Consider the following 23,662-nt stretch of genomic DNA (forward strand, 5'->3'; position numbering starts at 1 on the left):
CATTGGCGTGCAAATGGTATGCCACTAACCGGACTTTCGCGAGCAGGATCTGACGGCCGTCTGGCCGGGTCCGGGGCTCAGGTCCAGGACCTTAGAGGGCAGCCGCCAGCGTCCGTCCCGTCTCGATATGCGGGATCGCCTCGACCAGTTTGCGCGTGTAGTCGGTCTTCGGATTGTCGAACAGCGCCCGGCTCTCGCCCTGCTCCACGATACCGCCGTTGCGCAGCACGATGGTGCGGTCGCAGAGCATGCGCACCACGTTGAGATCATGGCTGACGAACAGCAGCGCGATGTCGTTCTCGCGCCGCAGGCGGTCGAGCAGTTGCAGCACCACCGCCTGAACCGAGACGTCGAGCGCAGCGGTCGGCTCGTCCAGGACCAGGAGCCGCGGGCGGCAGGCGATGGCGCGGGCGATACCGACGCGGGCTTTCTGCCCGCCGGAGAGCTGATGCGGAAACCGCGGCAACAGATCGAGCGGCAGTCCCACGCGTTGCGCGCATTCCTCCACCCGCTGGCGCAGCGCCTCACCCGTGCGCATGCCGTCGAGCCGCATCAAGGGATGGGCAATACAATCGAATGCCGTGAAGCGCGGGTTGAGACTCTCGTTCGGATCCTGAAAGACCATCTGGATGTCTTTGCGCAATGGCGAGCGGTGAAAATCACGCGACGCCACGTGCCCGATCGACTGCCCGTCGAACACGATGTCGCCTTCGCTCGGGTCGATCAGGCGGCAAATCATGCGCGAGGTCGTGCTCTTGCCGGAGCCGGACTCGCCGACGAGCCCGACGCTCTCGCCGCCGGCCATCGTCATCGAGAAATCGGCAACCGCGGCAGAGCCCTGGTCGAAGCGCTTTGCGAGCTTTCGCACTTCCAGGAGCGGTGGCGTACCGTGTGGCAACACCTGCCGTGGTTTGTCGAGAACGGCGTTGTAGCGTTCTCTTTCCTCTTCCGTCACGAGGTCTTCGATCCGTGACGTCGCCGTCGGCGATGCTGCAACCAGGCGCCTCGTATAGGCATGCTGCGGCGAGCCGAAGAGCGTGCCGGGGCTCGCCTCCTCGACGATCCGGCCACGCTCCATCACGGCGATGCGGCGGCAATAGCGCGCGGCGAGGCCGAGGTCATGCGTGATCAGGATCGTCGCCATGCCTCGCGCGGCGGCAATGTCTGCCAGCAGATCCATCACCACCTTCTGCGTGGTGACGTCGAGCCCGGTCGTCGGCTCGTCGGCGATCAGCAGCGCGGGATTGCAGGAGATCGCAATCGCGATCATGACGCGCTGGCACATGCCGCCGGAGAGTTCGTGCGGATAGGCATTCATCCGCTGCTCGGGATCGCGGATCTGAACGGCGCGCAGCAAGTCCAGAGCCTCGGCGCGCGCGGCCTCCTTCGAGATGCGCTTGTGGGTGAGGATCGCGTCCGCGATCTGCAATCCGATGGCCCTGATCGGATTGAGCGCCGCCCGCGGGTTCTGGAAGATCATCGACATCGCGGCGCCTTGGAGCTGACGGAGGTCATCGCCCCTGAGCTTGGTGACGTCCTGCCCGCGGAAAAGGATCCTGCCGCCGGTGACGCGCCCGGCGGCATCGAGCAGCCGTGTCGTCGCGAAACCCGTGACCGACTTGCCCGAGCCGCTCTCGCCGACGAGGCCGAGCATCTCACCGGCCTTGACCGTCAGCGTCACGCCGCGCACGGCCTCGACCATGCCGCGCCGCGTCGAGAACGCGACGTGGAGGTCGTCGATCCTGAGCAGGTCCTCGCTCATGTGCGCATCCGGGGATCGAGAATATCCCGCATCCCGTCGCCGAGGAGATTGAAGCACAGCACCGCCATCATCAGCGCGAGTCCCGGAAATGCCACCAGCCACCACCGGCCCGTCGAGATGAAGCGCGCGCCTTCGGCGACCATGATGCCCCATTCCGGCGTCGGCGGCTTGACGCCGAGGCCGATGAAGGACAGGCCGGCGGCATTGAGGATGGCCCAGCCGAGATTGAGCGAGATCTGCACCGCCATCGCCGGCAGGATGTTCGGCAGCAGGAAGCGCAGCACCACGGAAAAATGGCTCTCGCCACAGGCACGTGCGGCCTCGACCCAGCCGAGATTGCGCCTGACGTTCACCTCGGCCCGCGCGAAGCGGATGTAGAAGGGAAGATTGATGATCGCGGTCGCGATCACGATGTTCTCGATCCTGTTGCCGAGCGCAGCCACCATCGCCATCGCCAGCACGAACAGCGGGAACGCCATCATCACGTCGACGAAACGACCGACGGCGCGATCGAGCCGGCCGCCGGCATAGCCGCAGAACGCGCCGACGACGGCTCCGATCATGAAGGAGATGCCGACCGCCGAGACGGCGATGGCAAGGTCAAGCCGCGCTGCGATGATGAGACGGCTGAAGACGTCGCGCCCGAGCTGGTCCGTCCCGGCAATGTGCGTCGCACTCGGCGGCAGCAGGGCCTCCGAGACGTTCGAGGCCACGGGATCGTAAGGCGCGATCCAGGGGCCGAAGATCGCGATCAGGACGAAGACGAGGACACCGGTCGCGGCAACTGCGGTGAGCGGATTGCCGCGCAGGATCCAGACCGAATGGCGAAGGGTTGCGCTGGTCATTCGATCGACACCCTGGGATCGGCGATGCCGTAGCAGATATCGACCACGAGATTGACCAGCACGAACAGGCTGGCCATCAGCAGCACGAAGCCCTGCACCGGTGCATAGTCGGACGACAGGAGCGCATCGAGCGCGTAGGAGGCAACGCCCGGCCAGGAGAACACCTTCTCCACCAGCACATTGGCCCCCAGCATGGTCGAGAACACGATGCCGGCGATGGTGATGACGGGAAGGATCGCATTACGCAGCGCATAGGTTACGACTACCTTGTGCCAGGACAATCCGACCGAGCGCGCGGTACGCACGAAATCGCTGCCGAGCGACACCAGCATCGAGGCGCGCGTGATCCGCGCGAGCGGAGCGATGACGAACAGGGCCATGCTCACCGCCGGCAGAACCAGCTGCTTGCAGGCCGCCCACCAGCCCTCAAAATCGCCCGCCAGCAGGAAATCGATCGAGAGAAAACCGGTGCGCTGGGGCGGCAGCGAGGTGAACACGTCGATCCGCCCGGTCGGATCAGGCGCGAGCCCGAGCAGGTAATAGAAGACGTAGATCAGCAACAGGCCCGACACGAAAGTCGGCACGCAGACGCCGAGCGCGCAGAACAGCCGCACGCCGTGATCGATGATCGATCCCGGCCGCAGCGCCGCGACGACGCCGAGCGGCACCGCCGCGATCAGCGCGATCAGGAGCGCGGTGAAGGTGAGCTCGAGCGAAGCCGGCAGCCGCTCGCGCAGGTCCTTCAGCACCGGCTGTCCCGTCATCATGGAGCGGCCGAGATTGCCGTGGCCGATGTCGGAGAGATAGAATACGAGCTGCTCCGGCACCGATTTATTGAGTCCCATCTGCTTGCGGATCTGCTCGATCTCCTCCTTGCCGGCATTCGGCCCCGAGGCGAAGAACACCGCGGGGTCGCCGGGCAGAACGCGCATCAACAGAAAGGTGAAGACCAGCACGCCGAACAGCGCGGGCAGCGACGACAGAAGCCGCCTGCCCGCCCGCACCATTGTTGCACCAAGACCGGTCATCACCATTCTGCGCTCCTGCAGGCCGCGGACGTCACTTGCGGCTGACGTCCCGATAGTCCACCTGGCGATGGAACTCGTAGGTGTAGCCTTCGATCGACGGCGCCATGACGGCGTCCTGGTTTGGCTGCCACAGCATGATCTGCGGCATCAGATCGAAGTGCATCGCGTTGAGCTTGCGGCCTGCTGCCTCATACTTGGCCTTATCCAGCTCGAAGCGGGCTTCCTGCGCGATCGCGGCAAGGTCCGGGTTGTTGATCGAGCTGTAGTTCCAGCGCTGATTGCCGGTGTAGAAGTTGCGGTAGAAATAATCCGTCGACGGCAGCCAGGCGACGATACCCTCGGTGAAGAAGGGCAGCTTCTTCTCGTTGATCTGCGTCGACATCTGCGCGTCCGGCAGCTTCTGAATGTCGACCTTGATGCCGATCTTGGCAAGCGACTCCTTGACGAGGGCGGCCATCGGCTCGGCGGTCGACGACTGACCGACATTGAAGCTGAACGTGGTCGAGAAGCCTTCCGGCAGACCGGCCGCCTTCAGATATTCCCTGGCCTTGTCGAGGTCCATCTTCACCGGCTGCTGGAACGGATAGATGCCGTTCAGCGGCTTCCCGTCCGGCCAGGTCGCGCCGAACAGCGGCGCGCCGCGGCCGAACAGGGCGGCTTTGAACATGTCCTCATAGGGCAGCGCATAAGCGATCGCGCGGCGCACGTTCGCGTTGTCGAAGGGCGGCATCTGGTTGTTCATCGAGACGTAGGTGATCGCATTGTATTGCGGCGTCGAGATCACCTTGAGCTTGCCCTTGGCCTCCAGCGACTGCACATCGCTGGCCTGCAGATCGACGACGAGATCGGCATCCCCACGTTCGACCAGATTGGCGCGGGTCGCCGGCTCCGGCACCGATTGCACGATCACGCGCTTGAAGAAGGCCGGCTTGTTGGCCGAGCTCCGGTTCCAGTTTTCGTCCCGCTTGAGGATCACCTGCTCGCCGGGCTTGAAGCTCTCGACCACATAGGCGCCGCTGCCGGCGGTGTGCTCCTTCAGCCATGCGGTGGCCCAGGGATCATCCGGCGTCGCATGCGCCTTGGCGACCTTCGAGTTGATGATCATCGGATAGACCGTGGCCAGATTCGGCAGCGCGAGCTTGTCGGGCTTGGGCAGCGTCACCTCGATGGTGAGAGGGTCGATCACCTTGAACTGGTCGGCCGAGGTCAGCGAGCCCGTGAGCAGCTGTGCCTTGCCGAGGATCGGTGCGGTGACGCAGCGATCGAGCGACCATTTCACGTCCTCGGCGGTGACGGGCGAGCCGTCCTGGAATTTTGCGTCCTTGCGCAGACGGAACGTGAGCTTCAGACCGTCGGGACTGACGTCATAAGATTCGGCGAGCTCGCCGGTGATCGTGTCGAGATCGAACACCCACTTGCCGTTGAGCTGCTTGCGGCCGAACGCCACCAGCCGGTCATACGTGCTCATGCTCAGTGCGAAGGACTCGCGGGTCGAGCCGGGAATGTTGGGATCGAGCGTGTTGACGGATGCGCCGGTGACGTAGCGCAATGTCTCCGCCCTTGTTTGCGCCTGTGAAGGCGCGGTGGCGACGAGCAACAGCGCAGCGGTGGCGAGGACGCAGGACGCCGGCCTGAAAGACACAAAACGCATTGGTTTTTCCCTGAATTTCGAACGAGAACGCCAGCAAGGCAGGTTTAGAAGGAAGCAAGTTGCGCGCCAGTCTCAAGGCGTGCGCGTGGAGGCGCGCCGTCGCGGCGGCGCATGGGTGATCATCGCGATTCCTCCGCTTTTCCCGCACGCCGCGTGACCACAGCCTGCGGCACGTCATAGGCGCTGAACGAAACCCAGTGCCGTTCGACATCGGCGCGAAACAGGCCGCGCGTCAGCCCGTTCACGAGCTTTGGAACCGCCGTCGTCATCGCATTGATCGACGATCCCGATGGACCAAAACTCATGGTGGAGGCGATGGCGAAGAGATGAACGTCGGAGATCCACGGTGTCATGCCCGGCACTCGCTCGGTGAAAGAGTAGTCGTCGGCGAGATAGGGGAAGCGGCCAAGCCGTTCGTTGCGCTCGCCCTCCGGCGGCTGGTAGCGGTCGGCCCAGGTCGCGATGTTGCCAGCGAATGCGGAGAGTTCGCCGCGCCCGGCGAAGTTCATGTCGATGCCTGTGCCGCAGATGATGAAATCGGCGGTGATGGCGCCGCGCGCCGTCTGCAACTCAACGGCTTTGCCGATCTCGCGCGCCGCTTCGACCGGCGCGCCCTCGCGCAAGATGAAATTGAGGTGCCGCGCGCAGCGGTCATAGGTCGCTTGCGGAAATCCTTCCCGCATCTCGAGGACCTTGCGCATGAAGCGCCAGCGCCAGGCATCGTCGAGATCGCTGAGATGGCGCAGGAAGCCGCGAAAGGTCAGCCAGCGATAGGGCTGGATCACCTGAATCTGCGCCCGGCGGCACAGCAGGTGCACCTCTGCGGCGCCCGATTCCAAAGCCGAGGCCGCATTGTCGAAGGCGGAGGCGCCGGCGCCGATCACGGCGACACGCTTGCCGTGGAGGCTCTTGAAATCGATATCGTCGGCGACAGTCGCGACCGAACTCGCCGGCAGATCGCGCAGCGGCTCGGGGATCATCCAGTTGCCCATGCCCTCCTGCCCCGTCGCCAGCACGATCTTGCGGGCATAGAGCGTCTCGATGCTATCGGCACGTTTCACGCGCGCGGCAAGCAGGCCGTCCGAGGCAGGCGCAATCTCCAGAAGCTCGCAAGCATTGCGCACCGGCAAGCCGATCGTGCGCCGCAGCCAGAGCAGATATTCGGCCCAATGCTCTCGCAGGATCAGGTTCAGCGTCTGCCAGCTCTCCTTGCCGAAGCGTGCTTCATGCCAGGACTGGTAGGTCAGGCTCGGGATATCGAGGTCCGGGCCGGTGTAATCCTTCGGGCTGCGCAACGTCGGCATCCGAGCATAAGTGAGCCACGGGCCCTCCTTCCCCTCTTCGGCCTTGTCGATCAGCAGGATGTTGCTGACGCGGGAGCGCATCAGGCCGAAGCCGATGGCGATGCCGGACTGGCCGGCGCCGACAATGAGCACGTCCAGCGCAGGCTTGCCGTCCGGCGCGGTCTTCGGTTCGAGCCATGCGGCGCCGGGATGCGCGATCATGGCGAGATCGGCGCGGACGTTCGCTTCGAGATCTGTCAGCGTGTCACTCATGCCACGAGCCAACCTCCGTCGACCACCATCACGGTGCCGGTCGTGAACGAGGACGCATCGCTGGCGAGATGCAACGCGGTCTGCGCGATCTCCTCCGCCCGACCGAACCGCTTCATGGCGTGGCGGTTGCGCGAGGCCTCGCGCACCTCGTCCGAATTGGCGTGCCGGGCGAAGCTGCGGCGAAGCATCGGCGTATCGATCGCGCCCGGCGCAATCGCGTTGACGCGAATGCCGTCGGCGGCGAAATCCACGGCCATCGTCCGGGTCAGGCTGATGATCGCGCCCTTGGCGGCGATATAGGCGCTGTTGCCCTTGCCGCCGGCCATTGCAAGCTGCGATGCCAGCGTGATGATCGATCCGCTCTTTTGCCGCTGCATGTGCGGCACCGCGGCCCGCGCCCACAGCCAGGTGCCGCCGACATTAGCGCGGAACACCGCGTCCCAGTCTTCCACGCTCGTCGTCAGCACCGTGCCGCCGCAGGAGAAGCCTGCTGCCGTCATCAGGATGTCGAGCCGGCCATGCCCCGCGATGATTTCGCCGACAACCGCCTCGGCGAATGCGGCATCGCCGACGTCGCCGACATGCACGGTTGCATCGCCGACCAGTCGCCGGGTTTCATCAAGCCCCGCGGCATCGCGATCGACCAGAGCGAGACGCGCTCCTTCCTCCGCAAACAATTTTGCGCTGGCGCGGCCAATGCCCGAGCCTGCCCCGGTGATGATGGCGGTGCGCCCCTGCAGCCGCATGTCAGATCCCCTCCTTGTGCTGCATCCACCAGGTGCTCATCGCGGCGGCGGACTCGGCGCAGCCGAACCGCGCGCGCCAGCCGAATTCGTCGGCCATCCGCGCAACCGAGAGCGGTGCACGATCGCCGCCATGCAGCTTGATGACGGCTTTCTCGCCCGGCACTGCCAGCCGGCAGTGCAGGCCGGGATGAAGCGCCGCAAAGGCCTCGCCCCATTGCAGCGCCGACCAGGCTGCGCCGCTCGAGATATTGTAGAGATGATGGCATGGCCGCGCGGCCTCGATCAGCACAGCCACGGCCTCGGCGGCGTCGACCGCGTAGGTCCAATCTTTAGCGCCTGGTCCCGGCATGATCGCCGGCTCGCCGCGGGCGAACGCCGCCAGGATCTGGAATTGGAGGCTGGGCGTATCGCGCACCGCGCCGGCCCGCTCCCACGGGCCAAACACGGCGCTCAGCCGCACGCTCAGAAAATCGCCGCCAAAAAGCTCGGCATGGCGCGCGACCGACCGTTCCGAGGTGAACTTGCTGATGGCGTAGAACGAGACGGGATCGCAGGGCGTTTCCTCGTCCAGGACCTGATGACGCTGTCCCGCGGCACCATAGGCGGACGCCGAGGACAAATTGACGACGCGGCGAACGCCGTGGCGGATCGCCGCCTGCAAGATCGGGATCTGCGCCATCACGTTGATCTCGAGAACGCGCGCCGGCGACGCCCTCTCGAGATCATCGCCGGCGGTGATGGCCGCACCCAGCACGATTGCGTCCCAGCCTTCAGCGATGAGGGCGTCGATACCGGCCGCATCGGTGATGTCGCCCTGAACGACCCTGAGCCGCTCGCGATAATCGGCCAGCGATCGCTGCGCAGCAGGCGGCAGCGGCGAACGATCATGCAGCGTCACGTCGTGGCCGCGCGCGAGCAGCACCTCGGCCAGATTGAGGCCGACAAAGCCGGTGCCACCGAAGATGACGATCTTCATCGCGCGCGATCCACCGTCACAGCAGCTTCGCTCCGAAATTCCGTTCCGGATCCATGTCGGCAACGAGCCGGCCCGTCGGCCTCGCCGCCTCGCCGCCGCTGCGCGCCAGGAATTTCCCGCTGCCGGCGCTTGCGAGGCACTTGTCGCCGTCGATGATCACGCGGCCGCGCGAGAGCACCGACACCGGCCAACCCTTCAGCTTGCGGCCCGCGAAGGGCGTGTAGCCGGTGAGATCGTGCATCATCTCATCCGTGATCGTCACCTCGCGGTTCGGATCCCAGATCGCGAGGTCGGCATCGGCGCCGACGGCGATCGAGCCCTTGCGCGGATGCAGGTTGTAGATCTTTGCCGGCGCCGTCGCCGTCAGCTCGACGAATTTCTCCAGGCCCAGCCGCCCCTTCGAGACCATCGCGTCGAACAGCAGTGGCAACCGCAGCTCCAGTCCCGGCAGACCATTGGCGACCTGCTTGAAGTTCGGATTGGGGCCCGCGCGCAGCTTGCCTGTCTCGTCGTAGCGATACGGCGCGTGGTCCGACGAGATGGTCTGGAGGTCGCCGAGCGAGAGCGCCTGCCAGAGCGCCTCCTGGTCTGCATGCGTACGCGGCGGCGGGCTGCACATCCATTTGGCGCCCTCCGCGCCGGGCTTGTCGAGATCGCCTGCGGTGAGGAACAGATATTGCGGACAGGTCTCGGCGAAGACCTTGAGCCCCTGTCCACGCGCATCGCGGATCACCTTGGCGCCCTCAGCGGTCGAGACGTGGAAGATCATGATCGGCTGGTCGATCAGCGCCGCCATGCCGATGAGCCGGGTGAAGGCCTCCGCTTCCGACACGCGCGCGTGGCTGACGGCGTGATATTTCGGCATGGTGTAGCCGCGCGCGAGCAGGCGCCTGACCATCCAGGCGATGATGCCGTGATTTTCAGCATGCGCGCACAGCATCGCGCCGGATTGGCGCGCCGCTAGAAGAATGTCGAGCAGCGGCTCGTCGTCGACCTTGAGCCGGTCGTAGGTCATGAAGATCTTGATCGAGGCGTGCCCCTGCTTCACCAGCGCCGGGATGTGCTCCTCGACCGTCTCCTTGGTCGCATCCGCAATGATCATGTGAAAGGCGTAGTCGATGACCGCGCCCTTCTTCGCCAGCGCGTGATAGTCCTCCACCACCTGCGGCAGCTTCATGCCGACATGCTGGGCGGCAAACGGGATCACCGTGGTGGTGCCGCCGAAAGCGGCAGAAACCGTAGCACTCTCGAACGTATCGGCATTCATGATGCCGGCAGCGGAGAGCTGCTCGATATGAGCGTGACTGTCGACGCCGCCCGGCAGCACCAGCTTGCCTCGCGCGTCGATCTCGCGTTTGGCCGCCGGCAGGCCCTTTCCCACGGCTGCGATGGTCTCGCCGGAAATCGCGACGTCGGCCTCGAACACGTCTGTCGTGGTGGCGACGCGGCCTCCACGGATGATCAGATCGTAAACTGGTTCAGTCATGAGGCACTCCATGATATGCCTAGAACGAGTGATCTCCATTTTGCAGGAAGACCATCATGTCCCGGTCGCGCATTCTCGTCATCAACCCAAACTCCAACCACAAGGTCACGCAAGGGCTGGAGGATGCGCTGAAGCCGCTCGACTTCGAGGGCGGACCGGAAGTGGTCTGCCAGACGCTGGCCGAGGGTCCCTTCGGCATCGAAAGCCAGGCCGACGTCGACAGCGTCGCGATGCCGCTGCGCCGGCTGGTCGAAAGCGACAACAGCTCGGCCGCCTTCGTCATCGCCTGCTACAGCGATCCCGGGCTTCAGGTGTGTCGTGAAGGTACCGACCGCCCCGTCTTCGGCATTGCCGAGTGCGGCGTGCTCACCGCGCTCGCCCGTGCCGAAACCTTTGGCGTCATCGCGATCGCCCAGCGCTCGATCCCGCGACACATGCGCTACCTGAGGCAGATGGGGTTGACCGACCGCCTCGCGGGCGAGCGACCGCTGAACATGAGCGTTGCGGAAACCGCCTCGGGTGAAGGCACGCTGGCGAAAATGATCGAGATCGGCCGCGCGCTGCGCGACGAGGACGGCGCCCGCGCCATCGTGATGGGCTGTGCCGGCATGGCACGCCATCGGCGCCCGCTGGAAGACGCGCTGCAAATCCCCGTGATCGACCCGACACAGGCGGCCGTTACCATGGCGCTGGGCACGGTACGGTTCTCGGCTCACTAGGCGTCCTTCAGCTCTTTGGCGTCCTGCCGCGCGAGCCATTGCGCATGGCTCTCGCGGACAAGCGCAAACGTATCCCGCTGCGTCGTGTAGAGATTGCCGAACATGCGGCCGATCGGCCGGTACGCGCCGAGATCGACATACATGTTGGCCTCGTCGACGAGGCCCTCGCGGGCATGCACCCTGAGCACCTCGGCAACCAGCAACTCGCGATCCGGCGAGAAGGTCAGCACCACATGGCGCCGGCATTCCAGCGCAAACGGTGCTGCGGCCAGGCGCGGCACCTTCACATCGATCGACGGAAGCGTGGCAAGCCCGGTCGCGGCGACCTCGCTGTCGCCGGAGGGGAAATCGACCGCGCAGTCGTTCATCGCCACCGACAGCGCTTCATCCACCATGTGCACGACGAACTCGCCGTCGCGATGGATGTTGCGCGTCGTGTCCTTCGGGCTGTGATCGGGCTTGTGCTGCAGCCCGAGCACGATCAGCGCGGGGCTTTCCGAGAAGACGTTGAAGAAGCTGAACGGCGCGGCATTGACAGCTCCGTTCTCGTCCAGCGTCGTCACCAGCGCGATCGGCCGCGGCACCACAACGCCGCAGAGCAGCTTGTAGCGGTCACGCGCGTCAAGCTCGCGCAAGGAGATGCCTTTGTCCGCCATCGGCGTCACGTCTCCGGCGGCGGCACCGCGCCGGTCTGGCTGGTGATCAGGCCGTAATGCTCGATGCGGCGATGCCGGGCGAAATCGAAGATCGTGGTCTTGCCGAACGTCGTCGCATCGAGATCGCAGGGATGGACCAGAAGCTCGTCCTCCTCCGTCTTCGCTTCGGCCACGATCTCGCCATTGGGATCGACGATCAGGCTGCCACCAAACAGCGGGTGACCGTCCTCGACGCCGGCCTTGGCCACCGCCACCACCCAGGTCGCGTTCTGGTAGGCGCCGGCCTGCACCGAGAGGCGGTTGTGGAACAGGCGCTTCTCGACGCCCTCCTCGCTCTTCTCGGCATTCACGGATGGCGTGTTGTATCCGATCAGCACCATCTCGACGCCCTGCAAGCCCATGACGCGATAGGTCTCGGGCCAGCGGCGGTCGTTGCAGATCGCCATGCCGATGATGCCGCCGAGTTCGCGCCAGACCTTGAAGCCGAGATCGCCCGGCTCGAAATAGCGCTTCTCCAGATGCTGGTGCGAGCGCTTGGTGTCGTACTCCACATGGCCCGGCAGATGGACCTTGCGGTATTTGCCGACGATCTTGCCGGACTTGTCGGTGAGGACAGCGGTGTTGAAATGATTGCCGTCGGGCGTCAGCTCCGCATAGCCGAAATTCATCGCCATTCCGTGCTGCGCCGCACGCTCGAACAAGGGATGCGTTGCTGCGTTCGGCATCTCCCGCTCGAACCAGACGTCGAACTCAGTCCGGTCCTCGACATACCAGCGCGGGAAGAACGTCGTCAGCGCCAATTCAGGATAGACGATCAAGTCGGCGCCCTTGCTCTTGGCCTCGTCCATCAGCGCGATCATGCGCTTGACCACGGCCTCGCGGCTGTCGGCTTTCTGGATCGGCCCCATCTGGGCGGCGGCGACATTGACGATGCGCATCAGCGAATTCCTGATCTCTTCACGAATTTCCTGGCAAGGCTGGGGATCGCAGCTTCAGGGGCGTAGCGGCAGCATAACGCCGCCCTGCGTCCGTTTTCCAGCCAAGCAGCTTTCATGCCGTTCGCCCCCATTCGGCGTCCTGCAACAGCCGCCAGTTGATCTTGTTGCTTGCGGTGCGCGGCAGCTGGTCGACGAAGACGACCGTGCGCGGCGCCTTGTAGCTGGCCATCGCGCCGCGCGCCCAGCCGACGATGTCATCGGGCGATGTTGTTGCCCGTGCCGCCTCATCCAGCACGACCAGCGCCTTGACGGTCTCGCCGCGGTAATCGTCCGGCGCTGAAATGATGCAGCACTCGCGGATGGAGCGGTTCTGATACATCGCGGCCTCAACCTCGGCCGGCCACACCTTGAAGCCGCTGACATTGATCATCCGCTTCAGGCGATCGACGGCGAAGAAATACCCCTCGGCGTCACGGTAGCCGAGATCACCCGTGCGCAGGAACCGCTTGCCGTCAAGTTCGATGAAGGCCTCGGCATTCGCCTGCGGCCTGTTCCAGTACCCCTGCAACACTTGCGGTCCGTGCACGACGATTTCGCCGACCACGTTGTCGCCGAGCTCGATCAGGCTCTCGGGATCGACGACTCTCGCGTCGGTCTCCTGCACCGCGATGCCGAGGCACTGCCGCTTCGGCGCCGCCATCGGGTTGAGATGGGTCGGCGACATCGTCTCGGTCATGCCATAGCCCTCGACGAAGTCGAGCCCGAAGCGCCCCTTGAGCCGTTCGGCGACCGCGGTCGGCATCGCCGCGCCGCCGCCGGTCAGAACCTTGAGCTTCGCAAAGCATTGGTCGCGAAACCGGGCGCTGGCGAGCACGTCGACGATCATGGTGGGCGCGGCGTTCCAAAACGTCACGCCATAGGTCTCGAACAGATCCGGCAACAGATCCTTGTCCCAGCGCGCGATCAAGAGCAGCGTGGCGCCAGTGACCATCGCCGCATTCATCGAGCCCTGCATGCCCGCAACATGGAACAGCGGCATGAATCCAGTCATCACGTCGTCGCCGCCGAGCCGATACCAGCGCGCCTGCAAGACGGCGGTGAACAGCGCGCTGCGATGCGTATGCATGCACGCCTTGGGCTTGCCCGTGGTGCCCGAGGTGTAGGGCAGGATCATGAGATCGTCCGGCCCCGCGGTCATCATGCCCGGCTTCACGCCCTGTGCGATTGCGGATGACCAGGAATGCCAGCCTGGCGTTGACGGCACCTTGGCCGGCGCTTCCGTCACGCATGATGGCAGCGTATAGGGCGTCGCGGCTGGAATCTCGTCGCGATACTGCGCGACGATCGCGTGCCTGATGGCCTCGCCCAGCAGCGGGGCAAACACATCGATCAGTTCGCTGCCGACGATCGCGACCTTGGCGCCGCTGTCCACGGCGAGATAAGCGATCTCGGCGGTCTTGTTCATGGGATTGACGGGTACGATCACGGCGTCCGCCCGCATCACCGCGTAATAGGCGATGACATATTGCGGCGAGTTCTGAAGAGCGATCATGACGCGGTCGCCGCGCTTGACGCCGCAGGCGCCCTGCAGATAGCCGGCCATGGCATCGACGCGGTCGCACAGCTCGGCGTAGCTCAGGCTCGCGCCGTAGAACACCGTGGCCGGATGCGACGGTCGTTCACGTGCAACGCGCGCCAGCGCATCGTAAAGCGTTCCCTCTGGCATCGCGAGGTGCCAGGGCTCATCCGCCGGCCAGGCCGGCGACCGGCGGAGCATTGCGTGATCCGCGCTCACCCGTGCTCCTCGTCGGCGATATCGAGGCCGTGATCGAGCGCGTCCAGAAGCTGGTCGGCCTCGCGCTCGGAAATGACGAGCGGCGGCGCCAGAAACAGCGACGTCTGCTCGCCGCTGGTTCCGATCACCGCACCGGCTTGCAGCGCCCGCTCCGCGACGCGCGAGGCGATCGGCACCTCCGTGGTGTCGGCATGCCAGGTGCGCCAGTCCGGCCCGTGCAGCTCCACCGTCCAGTGCAGCCCCTGCCCCGCGACGCGTTGCACGCTCGGATGCTTCTGCGCGATCGCGAGCAGGCGCCGGGTGAACAGCTTCTCGAGCTGCTGCACACGGTCCAAAATCTCCTCCTCGGTGACAACCTTCAGATAAGCGCTGACGGCCGCCATGCTGATCGGATGGCCGCGCAGCGTGCCGTAGTTCTGCCAGCTCGTACCCTTGAGACGTTCGACGATGTCCTTGGAGACCACGACCGCTGCCACCGCGGCGGCGCCACCGCCGAGCGATTTGCCCAGCGTGACGATGTCCGGGCGGCTTTGCGCCCCCTGGAACGCGAACCAGCGGCCCGCGCGCCCGGCGCCGGTGACGACCTCATCGGCGATCCAGTATGAGCCCGCCTGCCGCGCGCAGCGCGCCACTTCGTCCTGATAGGCTCCGTCGTAGTAGATGCCGCCCTGGGTGTAGTCGATGATGGTTGCCGCCGTGTCCGAGAGCAGCCGCGTGGCATCCGCGAGATACTCGCTTGGTGGCCTATTGTTGGCCGGCGCACCATAGATCGCGCCATCGGGCGCTGGCAGAATCCGCACCGGCGCCATCGGCGCCGGCAGCTTCGAACCGCCGGCATGCACGGCAAGACCGCCGTGCCATTGCGGCTGCACCGTCATGCTGCGCGACAGGCCGGTGATGCCGTGATAGGCGCGTTCGCGCGTCGCCAATGCGGACCGCTGCGTCAGCGCCTGGCAGAGCGACAGCGCCATGTCGTTGGCCTCGCTGCCGCTGATGCAGAAGCGTACCGCGCCGACCCAGTCCTCCTCGCCTTTGAAAGCAGTCGCCATCAGATCGTCCGCGGCCTGCTCGCGGCCGACCCAGGTCCAGCCTTCGTTGACGACAGGGGTATCCGCCGCGCGGCGGATCGCTTCCACCATTGCCGGATGGCGATGGCCGAGGCCGCCGCCGGTGTTGCTGCCGTCGATGAGCTTGCGGCCATCGGACAGGTGGAAGTAGACGCCCTCGCCGCCGACCACGGCCATCGGCGCGCTGTCGCCCGCATTCAGCCCGGTTCGCAACAATCTGCTCATCGCAATCCCCTCACTCTGCGGCCGCAGCGCCGTAGCCGCCGCCGCCGCACATCTCGATTGTGACGAGATCATCTTGCTGCAACACCAGATTCGACTTACCGTCGATCGCGACGTTCGCGCCCTGCCTCACCAGCGAAATACGACAGGCCTTGCCGGCTTCGCCGCCCTGCATGCCCCAAGGCGCAATTGCCATCCGTTCGATGCAAGTGGTCAGGTGCATCGAAGGTGCGAGGATGCGATAGGTTCGAACCGATCCGTCGCCGCCGCGATACGCCCCCGCGCCGCCGGAGTTCCTGCGAATGGCCTGCTGCTCGAGCCTAATCGCATAGCTCGCCTCGATCACCTCGACCGGCGTGTTCGAGGTGTTGGACAGATGCACCCGGGTGGCCGACACGCCGTCCCGATCGTGGCGCGCACCTTCGCCGCCGCCGTGAACCTCGTAGAGCATCTTCCAGGAACCGTTCGGCCGCGGCTCGGCAAAGAACAGTACGCCGGCGGTGGTCGCGCCGCCGGCCGACAGGCGCTCCGGTATGGTGCCCTGCATCGCACGGAAGATCGCATCGACGATCCGCATGGAAGTCTCATGGTTGCCGGCGGCGACGGAGGCGGTCCATCCGGGCTCCAGGATCGAGCCCGGGCGCGTGATGATGGTCAAAGGCCTGAGCGCACCGGCGTTCTGCTGCATGTCGCGCCCGCTCATGATGCGCGCGGCATAGGCGACGGCCGAGCGCGCCATGAACGGTGTCGTGTTGCAGAAATTCGAGACGCGGTCGCAGCTTCCGGAGAGGTCGAACGCCGCTTCGTCGCCGCGAATGGTGATCTTCACATGGATGCGCGCCGGCGCGTTGTTTTCGCTGCCGTCGTCGAGATAATCCTCGCCCTGGTAGACGCCGTCCGGCAGCGCGCGGATCGCCTCGCGCATCTCGATTTCAGAGAGGTCGTGCAGGCGCGACTGCGCCGCCGTGAACACCGCCTTGCCGTGCTCGCGGCAAAGCTCGACGATGCGCCGCTCGCCGGCCTTGGTCGCGGCGATCTGGGCGAGGAGATCGCCCTCGCAGGATTCGGAGTCGCGAACATTGGCCTTGAGCAGCTGCACGATCGGCGCATTGACGCCGGCCGCAGTCGCGATCAGCACCGGCGGAATCCGCATAGCCTCCTGGAAGGTGTCGATCGCCTTGGCAAAATAGCTGCCGGGCCAAGTGCCGCCGATGTCGGGCCAGTGCGCGAGGCTGACCGCGAACGCCACGATGTCGCCGTCGACGAAGACGGGCCGCACGACCTTGACGTCGTTGAGATGATTGCCGCCGAGCGCGCCGACATTGTAGATCAGGACGTCGCCGTCGTTGAGGCTGTCGCGCGGCACCACCTTCAGCAATTCGGGGATGGTGTAGGCCATCGCGCCGAGGTGGATCGGGATGTCGCGCCCCTGCCCGACCAGGCCGCCGTGGCCGTCGGTGATCGCGGACGACAGATCGCCGGCCTCGCGCAACAGGGGCGAGCGCGCCGAGCGCGTCATCACCAGGCTCATTTCCTCGGCTGCGGCCGAGAGACCGTGCCTGATGACTTCGACGACGAACGGATCGAGCTTCATGCACTCCTCCGCGTCAGGAACAGATTGCCGGATACATCAGGCTTTGCCTGCCAGCCTGGCGGCACGACCACGGTGGACCATGCGTCTTCGATGATCGCGGGGCCGCTCACCATCTCTGTCAGCGAAGCGCGGTCGATGATCGCAGTCTCGATCTCGTGCAGGCCGTCGAACGAGCAGATCCGCTTGCCTGTAGACACGGCCCTCGCTGCCGTCGCCGGCCGGCTCACGACGGTGGTCGATGGGCGGCGGGCCTGCACCCGCACGGATTCGATGACGCAGCTCTCGCTCGTGGCATAACCGAACAGCTCGTGATGCCGCGCGAGGAAATCCTGCTTGAGCTTGGCGACATCCAGCGGCAAGACGAAGGGCACCGGAATGGCGTCGTTCTGCGCCGCGTAGCGCATCAACGCGACCAGCTCGACCTGGATCTCCGGCTTCGCAACGCCATTGGCGAGCAGCGGCGCGGATGCATCGGCAATCAGGGCCTCGATCCGCTTCGAGACGCGTGCGAGATCGATGCCGTCGAGGGCGGCGCGAAGAGTCTGCTGCTGGAGGAAGCTGAAATCGGCGGTGAGGCAGCCCAGCGCCGAGAAGGCGCTGGATGCACTGGGCACGACGACCGCTGCGATCCCGTAGAGATCGGCGAGACCCGCGGCATGCATCGGGCCGCCGCCGCCGAAGGCGAGCAGCGTGCAGTCACGTCCATCGATGCCGCGCTCGACCGTGACGCGGCGGAGCGCCCGGGCCATGGTCGCATTCGCGACCTTGATGATGCCCAGCGCCGTTTCCGTCAGGCTCAGTCCGAGCGCGCCCGCGATCGGCGCGATGACGCGCTTGGCTGCCTCGATGTCGATGCCAATGCGGTCACCAAGCTTGGTCTCGGGATTGAGATAGCCGAGCACGGCGTTAGCGTCCGTGATGGTCGGCTCCGTGCCACCGCGGCCGTAGCAGGCCGGCCCCGGCTCGGAGCCGGCACTCTCCGGCCCGACCGTCAGGCCGCCGGGTCCGTTGCGCACGATCGATCCGCCGCCCGCACCGATCGAATGCACAGCGAGCATCGGCTGGCGCAGCGGCTTGTCGCCGAGCATGCGGCCGTCGGTCATTTCGGCCTGGCCGTCGATGATCAGGCAGACGTCGGTGGTGGTGCCGCCCATGTCGAACGTCAGCATCCGCGAGGTGCCGAGCTGGCGCGCAATGCTGACGGACGCCGAGACACCGGCGGCCGGTCCCGACATCGCCATCACCAGCGGCCGCCGCTTCACCGCTGAAATCGGAATCATGGCGCCTGCGGAATGAAACACCTGCAGGCCCGGCCCGATCGGAAGCCGCTGCTCCAGCTCGCTCAGATACTCGACCGCGATCGGCATGGCGGCCGCATTGAACACGGTCGCCGAAGTCCGCTCATATTCTCGTGCCTCGGGATTGATCTCGTGCGACAGCGAGACATGGGCGACGACCTCCTTGAGGCGCTCGCCGAGCATCTTCTCGTGGACGGGATTGGCGTAGGCGTGAAGCAAGGCCACCGCGACGCTCTGGACGCCGGTCTCCCTCAGCCAGGCCACGAGACGCTCGATCTCCGCTTGTTCCAGCGCCTTCAGCACCCGGCCCTCGTGATCGAGGCGCTCGGCAAGCCCGAAGCAGCGTTCGGGCGGCACCAGCGGCGGCGATTTGGGCGGAACGTCGAGACGATAGAGATCGCGCCGGCGATAGCGGGCAATCTCGAGCACGTCGGCAAAGCCTTCGGTCGCGACCAGCGCAACCTTCGGCAGCCGGTTCTCGACGATCGCGTTCGTGACGCGTGTGGTACCATGGACGAAGCGCCTGACCTCGTTCTTGCGCAGGCCCACCGCCTCGATCGCCTCCAGCATGGCCTGAACCGGCGCCTGCGGGCGCGACGGCACTTTCGCGATCCGGGCCTCAGCGGAATCGCGCCTGATGGCAATGATATCGGTGAAGGTGCCACCGATATCGGTGCCGACTTCCCAGTGGCTTTCGAAAGAGCTCATGTGCGGCGTCAGCTATGCGTGACGTCCGAACCGGACGCCGGGCCCTTCCCGTCCATCGCAACCTCGAATGCCGAACCGAGAGCGTTCATCATGCATCCCCTGTCATGCCACCACCTGCGAGCGTGCGACAGAGCCGTGGCCCTCCGATAGGGCCAGAGTTGCTGCAATTCACTGGGCCAGAAAGATGCCGGCGTCGCGCGCCCCGCAAGGGGTGCACGTTCTGGTGCAGCCGTGCCTGCGCAGACAGCACGCGAGCGCGCGTTGTTCCACGCCAGAAACGTGCAGCGCGCCACGGATTTCTCTGGGCAAATGGCGATGTCCATTGCACCGCAGTTCGAGCGACCGAAATCAGTTGTCTAATTTTCAGGCGATCAATCGGCAGCACGAGATATTGAGATGCCTATGAGCTATGCACGGCGGACGAGTCAGCCTCTCTTTATTGTACGGTCAGTAAGAGAGCGTCTTGGGCGGTTCGGACGGTGCATTGGGAGAAGCGCCGCCGATGCGGGATGCAATCCTCGCAAGCAGCGGAGCGGCATCCTCGACGCGCAGCCGCCCGTAGCCGAACACCAGGCCTTGCCGTGTCGGCCGTTCCAGAAAGTTCTGCGATAGCGGTTGCACGTGGATACCGGCCTGCTTCAGGACCGCGGCCGCCTCCCGATCGCTCATCCGCGCCTGCATTGTTTCGGTGAACAGCGCCACGAGGTGCAGGCCGGTGACGGCGGAGGACACGGTCAGATCATCCGGCATCAGGGCTCCGATCGCGTCGATCAGCGCCTTTCGCCTCGCGGCATAGACCCGCCGCATTGCGCGCAGGTGCCGCAGCAGATGGCCTTCCCGCATGAATTCCGCCAAAGCGAGTTGTCCGATGCCGGATGTGTGCACGTCGATGCGCGCGCGGCCCTTGGCGAATCCTTCGATGAAATGCCTGTTCGCGACGAGGTATCCGAGCCGCAGGTTCGGCATCATGATCTTCGAGAAGGTGCCGAAGTAGATCACCCGGCCCTCGCGATCGAGCGAGCGCAGCGAGGCGATCATGCTGTCCTGATGCCTGAACTCCGAGTTATAATCATCCTCGATCACCCAGATGTCGTTCCTGTTCGCCCAGTCGAGAAGCTCGAGCCGCCGCTCCAGGCCCATGCTGATTCCGAGCGGGTATTGATGCGATGGTGTGACCACGATCAGCCGCGCACGTGGTGCGCGCCGAATTCCCTCCGATACGACCAGCCCCTTGTCGTCGACCGGAATCGGAACGATGTTTGCGCCGGCCGCGGTGAGCGCCCATCGCGCCTCGACGAAGCCGGGCTCCTCGACCCAGACCTCGTCGCCGGGATCGAGGATCATCCGGCTGCAGAAATCCAGCGCTCCCGACGTGCCGGAGGTGACGACCACCTCTTCAGGCGAACAAACGAGACCACGCACGGAGCCGAGGAAGTTCGCGATCTCGCTCCGCAACCGCGGATGGCCTTCGGGCGGAAGGTCAAGGCACTCCTGCTCTCTTGGATTTTGCCAGGCCTGGCGCAGCAGGCGCGACCAATCCTTGAAGGGAAAGGTTGAAATGTCAGGTGCACCCGGACTGAACTCCGACGGCCAGTTGGTCTCATAGTTGGAGGCCAGCAGCGATCGCCAGCGCTGCGACATGCGGGCGGGCCTGGCCGCAGACAAGGCGGACGATGGCTCGGCATGAGGCGACCCAACCGATGCCACCATGACGCTGCCGCGCGGCGTCGATTCGAGATAGCCCTCGGCGTAGAGCAAATCCCAGGCCGTCAGCACGACGGTCCGGGAGCATCCCAGCTCGCGAGCGATCTCGCGCGAACCCAGAAAGTGCGTTCCTGCGGGAAAGACGCCGCACAGAATGCCGTCCCGGATGTGCTTTGCGATCTGCAAGTGCAGCGGCACCGCGGACGTCCGGTCGATATGCATCCCGGCAAGGGATAGGCGCTTGCTCGGGTGACGGCTGTTGTTCATGTCTCGTCTGCCAGGCAACGCAGGTGCTATCCACCGCAGTCGGGGCGCGCTCCTTGGCGCGCGCCCCGAAATCACAACGCGACTTTTGCTTACGCGCTCGCCTGGGTCACGAACTTCGTGTTGAGGTAGCCCTCGATCGCCTCGAGGCCGCCTTCGGACCCGTAACCGGAATCCTTGATGCCGCCAAACGGCACTTCAGGCAGCGCGAGGCCGTGATGGTTGATCGAGACCATGCCGCTCTCGATGTCGGCACCGATGGCCTGCATCGTCTTGGACGAGGTGGTGTAGGCATAGGCCGCCAGGCCGTAAGGCAGGCGATTGGCCTCGGTCACCACCTCGTCATAGCTGCGGAAGGCGGTGATCGGCGCCAGCGGGCCGAACGGCTCCTCGTTCATGATACGCGCGTCGCGCGGCACGTCGGTGAGCACCGTCGGCTCGAAGAAGAAGCCTTCGTTGCCGATGCGCTTGCCTCCGGCCTTGATTTTCGCGCCGCGCTGGACGGCGTCGGAGACGAAGCCTTCCATGGCGTCGACGCGACGCGGGTTCGCCAGCGGTCCCATGCGGGTATCCTTGTCGAGGCCATTGCCGACCTTGAGGCTCTTGGCCGCCGCCACGAACTTGTCGACGAAAGGCTCGTAGACGCTCTCATGCACCAGGAAGCGCGTCGGTGAGACGCAGACCTGGCCGGCGTTGCGGAACTTGTTGGCCGACAGGATTTTTGCGGCGTTGTCGAGATCGGCGTCCGCAAACACGATCGCCGGCGCGTGGCCGCCGAGCTCCATGGTGACGCGCTTCATGTGCAGGCCGGCGAGCGCGGCCAGATGCTTGCCGACCGCGGTCGAACCGGTGAAGCTGATCTTGCGGATGATCGGATGCGGAATGAGATATTCCGACACTTCCGAAGGCACGCCGAACACCAGCTGGACGACTCCAGGCGGAATGCCGGCGTCCGCATAGGCCCGCACCAGCTCCATGCAGCTCGCAGGGGTTTCCTCCGGGCCCTTGACGATGATCGAGCAGCCCGCGGCGAGCGCGGCCGAGATCTTCCGCACCGCTTGATTGATCGGGAAATTCCAGGGTGTGAAGGCCGCGACCGGGCCGACCGGCTCCTTGGTCACGAGCTGCGAGACGTTGCCCATGCGCGGCGGCACGATGCGGCCATAGGCGCGGCGCGCCTCTTCCGCGAACCAGTCGATGAGGTCGCCGGCCAGCATGGTCTCGCCCTGCGCTTCCACCACGGGCTTGCCCTGCTCGATGGTCATCACGGGCGCGATCTCGGCGGCGCGCGAGCGGATGATGTCGGCGGCCTTGCGCATCAGCTTGTAACGATCGAACGGCGAGGTCTTGCGCCACACCTCGAAGCCGGCCTTGGCGGCTTCCAGCGCGCGGTCGAGATCTCCGCGCGAGGCGTGCGGGGTCTTGCCGATCGGCTGGCCGGTAGCGGGATTGAGGATGTCCTCCGACTTGCCGGACGAACCATCGGTCCACTCGCCGGCGATGAACATCTGAACTTTCGGATACATCCGTGCTGCCTCCTGCATGGTTTCGGTCGGCGGCGGCATTGGCGCCCGCCGTTTCAAGCCGGCGCAGAGCTACACCGAAAGGCTTCCGGCGAAAAGGGACCAATGATGCCGTGGCAAGGCATCGCTGCCCCCTCGGCTGCCATGATCACGGAGGCCGGCGGGAATGGCCCCGTTAGAACCAATCGAGACTGGTGCTTTCCCCATTGAAAGTCGGCAGCTCGATCTCGATATAGCCGGAGCCAGCCAGTCATCATCGGATCGACCATCGCCACCATGCCCTTCTTCCGGCTCAACGAAAACGATCTTCGTTCCGATGATGCTGTCGATTTCGATCCGGAGGACGTTCCGCGCGCCCTCGCCGCCTTCGGCGGCGAGATGGTCACCAAGGGCACGGAGCTTGCCATGCACACCCATTGCAAGGACGAACTCGTCCTGACCTTGCGGGGCGTCGTCCGCTGCGAGGCCGGGCCGGGCGTCTGGATCGTGCCGCCGCGCTGTGGGCTGTGGATTCCCCGAGATGTCCCCCACAGTGTCAGCGTCGCTGGAAACGTCGAAGTGTATTGCCTGTTCGTCGAAACGGGTGCGGTGCCAAGGCCGCCCCGGCAATGCTGCACGCTGTCGATCTCGCCGCTGCTGGAACGTCTGCTGGTGCACGTCACCCGGATGCCGGCCCTGTATGATACCGACGGCCCCGACGGGCGGATCGCAGCTGTCCTGCTCGACCAGCTGGCGCTGGCGCCCACCGAAGAGCTGAGCTTCCCGATGCCGGCCGATGCAAGGCTGCGCAGGATCGCGAGTGCGATGATCGCAGACCCCTCCGACCGCGCGACGATCGACGAATGGGCCAGCCGCATGGCCGTCGCTCCGAGGACCCTGACCCGCACCCTGCAACGCGAGACCGGCATGAGCTTCGGCCGCTGGCGCCAGCAACTCCACATCCTGATTGCGCTTCAGCGCCTCGACCAGGGAGCGTCGGTGCAGGCTGTGGCGCTCGATCTCGGCTATGAGGGCGCGAGCGCCTTCGTCACCATGTTCCGCAAAGCCCTGGGCAAGCCGCCCGCGCGGTACCTCGCGGAGCGCCGCGTCCTCGCGCACTGACCGGAAATCGCAATCGATTGTCA

Annotated in this window: 18 protein-coding genes; 2 read left to right on the forward strand and 16 right to left on the reverse strand. The window is 65.5% G+C overall.

Going from position 1 to position 23,662, the window contains the following annotated elements:
- Positions 1–91: 91 nt before the first annotated feature.
- The 8 genes from nikE to hydA form a co-directional block, all read right to left on the reverse strand.
- The gene (nikE, locus tag ACYCVF_RS26190; protein WP_459601162.1) at positions 92–1,762 is read right to left on the reverse strand and encodes a nickel ABC transporter ATP-binding protein NikE; all 1,671 of its coding nucleotides are present in this window, start codon (positions 1,760–1,762) and stop codon (positions 92–94) included.
- Positions 1,759–2,607 carry an ABC transporter permease gene (locus ACYCVF_RS26195; RefSeq protein ID WP_459601163.1) on the reverse strand — a complete coding sequence of 283 codons (849 nt, stop codon included), beginning with the start codon at positions 2,605–2,607 and terminating at the stop codon, positions 1,759–1,761. Before ACYCVF_RS26195 ends, nikE begins: the two co-directional genes overlap by 4 nt.
- Positions 2,604–3,638, reverse strand: a complete 1,035-nt coding sequence (locus ACYCVF_RS26200; RefSeq protein WP_459601801.1) for an ABC transporter permease — start codon at positions 3,636–3,638, stop codon at positions 2,604–2,606. The genes ACYCVF_RS26195 and ACYCVF_RS26200 overlap by 4 nt, the downstream gene beginning before the upstream one ends.
- A 28-nt stretch (positions 3,639–3,666) precedes the next feature.
- Positions 3,667–5,286 (reverse strand): ABC transporter substrate-binding protein, encoded by a 1,620-nt coding sequence (locus ACYCVF_RS26205; RefSeq protein ID WP_459601165.1) that lies wholly within the window; start codon positions 5,284–5,286, stop codon positions 3,667–3,669.
- A 119-nt stretch (positions 5,287–5,405) separates the two neighbouring features.
- Entirely contained in the window at positions 5,406–6,842 is a 1,437-nt protein-coding gene (locus ACYCVF_RS26210; RefSeq protein ID WP_459601167.1) for an NAD(P)-binding domain-containing protein, read from the reverse strand.
- On the reverse strand, positions 6,839–7,588 hold the full coding sequence (locus ACYCVF_RS26215; RefSeq protein WP_459601169.1) for an SDR family oxidoreductase: 750 nt from the start codon (positions 7,586–7,588) through the stop codon (positions 6,839–6,841). The genes ACYCVF_RS26210 and ACYCVF_RS26215 overlap by 4 nt, the downstream gene beginning before the upstream one ends.
- 1 nt (position 7,589) lies before the next feature.
- Positions 7,590–8,564, reverse strand: a complete 975-nt coding sequence (locus ACYCVF_RS26220; RefSeq protein WP_459601171.1) for an NAD-dependent epimerase/dehydratase family protein — start codon at positions 8,562–8,564, stop codon at positions 7,590–7,592.
- Between the two features lie 16 nt (positions 8,565–8,580).
- Positions 8,581–10,050 carry a dihydropyrimidinase gene (gene hydA, locus ACYCVF_RS26225; protein ID WP_459601173.1) on the reverse strand — a complete coding sequence of 490 codons (1,470 nt, stop codon included), beginning with the start codon at positions 10,048–10,050 and terminating at the stop codon, positions 8,581–8,583.
- A gap of 56 nt (positions 10,051–10,106) precedes the next feature.
- Here hydA and ACYCVF_RS26230 point away from each other — a divergent pair, with 56 nt between their 5' ends.
- Complete coding sequence (locus ACYCVF_RS26230; protein ID WP_459601175.1) at positions 10,107–10,769, forward strand: aspartate/glutamate racemase family protein; 663 nt, start codon at positions 10,107–10,109, stop codon at positions 10,767–10,769.
- Here ACYCVF_RS26230 and ACYCVF_RS26235 read toward each other — a convergent pair.
- The 8 genes from ACYCVF_RS26235 to ACYCVF_RS26270 form a co-directional block, all read right to left on the reverse strand.
- Positions 10,766–11,425 carry a flavin reductase family protein gene (locus ACYCVF_RS26235; RefSeq protein ID WP_459601177.1) on the reverse strand — a complete coding sequence of 220 codons (660 nt, stop codon included), beginning with the start codon at positions 11,423–11,425 and terminating at the stop codon, positions 10,766–10,768. The two genes, ACYCVF_RS26230 and ACYCVF_RS26235, sit on opposite strands and share 4 nt — an antisense overlap.
- Positions 11,426–11,430: 5 nt before the next feature.
- On the reverse strand, positions 11,431–12,363 hold the full coding sequence (locus ACYCVF_RS26240) for an N-carbamoyl-D-amino-acid hydrolase (protein ID WP_459601179.1): 933 nt from the start codon (positions 12,361–12,363) through the stop codon (positions 11,431–11,433).
- A gap of 112 nt (positions 12,364–12,475) precedes the next feature.
- Entirely contained in the window at positions 12,476–14,140 is a 1,665-nt protein-coding gene (locus tag ACYCVF_RS26245) for a long-chain-fatty-acid--CoA ligase (protein ID WP_459601181.1), read from the reverse strand.
- A gap of 14 nt (positions 14,141–14,154) precedes the next feature.
- Positions 14,155–15,450 (reverse strand): class-III pyridoxal-phosphate-dependent aminotransferase, encoded by a 1,296-nt coding sequence (locus ACYCVF_RS26250; protein WP_459601183.1) that lies wholly within the window; start codon positions 15,448–15,450, stop codon positions 14,155–14,157.
- Between the two features lie 10 nt (positions 15,451–15,460).
- Positions 15,461–17,041, reverse strand: a complete 1,581-nt coding sequence (locus tag ACYCVF_RS26255; RefSeq protein ID WP_459601185.1) for a hydantoinase B/oxoprolinase family protein — start codon at positions 17,039–17,041, stop codon at positions 15,461–15,463.
- Complete coding sequence (locus ACYCVF_RS26260; protein ID WP_459601187.1) at positions 17,038–19,047, reverse strand: hydantoinase/oxoprolinase family protein; 2,010 nt, start codon at positions 19,045–19,047, stop codon at positions 17,038–17,040. The genes ACYCVF_RS26255 and ACYCVF_RS26260 overlap by 4 nt, the downstream gene beginning before the upstream one ends.
- 447 nt (positions 19,048–19,494) lie before the next feature.
- Entirely contained in the window at positions 19,495–21,018 is a 1,524-nt protein-coding gene (gene pdxR / locus ACYCVF_RS26265; RefSeq protein WP_459601189.1) for a MocR-like pyridoxine biosynthesis transcription factor PdxR, read from the reverse strand.
- 89 nt (positions 21,019–21,107) lie between these two features.
- Positions 21,108–22,541, reverse strand: a complete 1,434-nt coding sequence (locus tag ACYCVF_RS26270) for an NAD-dependent succinate-semialdehyde dehydrogenase (protein ID WP_459606679.1) — start codon at positions 22,539–22,541, stop codon at positions 21,108–21,110.
- A 273-nt stretch (positions 22,542–22,814) separates the two neighbouring features.
- Here ACYCVF_RS26270 and ACYCVF_RS26275 point away from each other — a divergent pair, with 273 nt between their 5' ends.
- Entirely contained in the window at positions 22,815–23,639 is an 825-nt protein-coding gene (locus ACYCVF_RS26275; RefSeq protein ID WP_459601192.1) for an AraC family transcriptional regulator, read from the forward strand.
- Positions 23,640–23,662: the final 23 nt, after the last annotated feature.

This window comes from Bradyrhizobium cedriense (genome assembly GCF_054602315.1).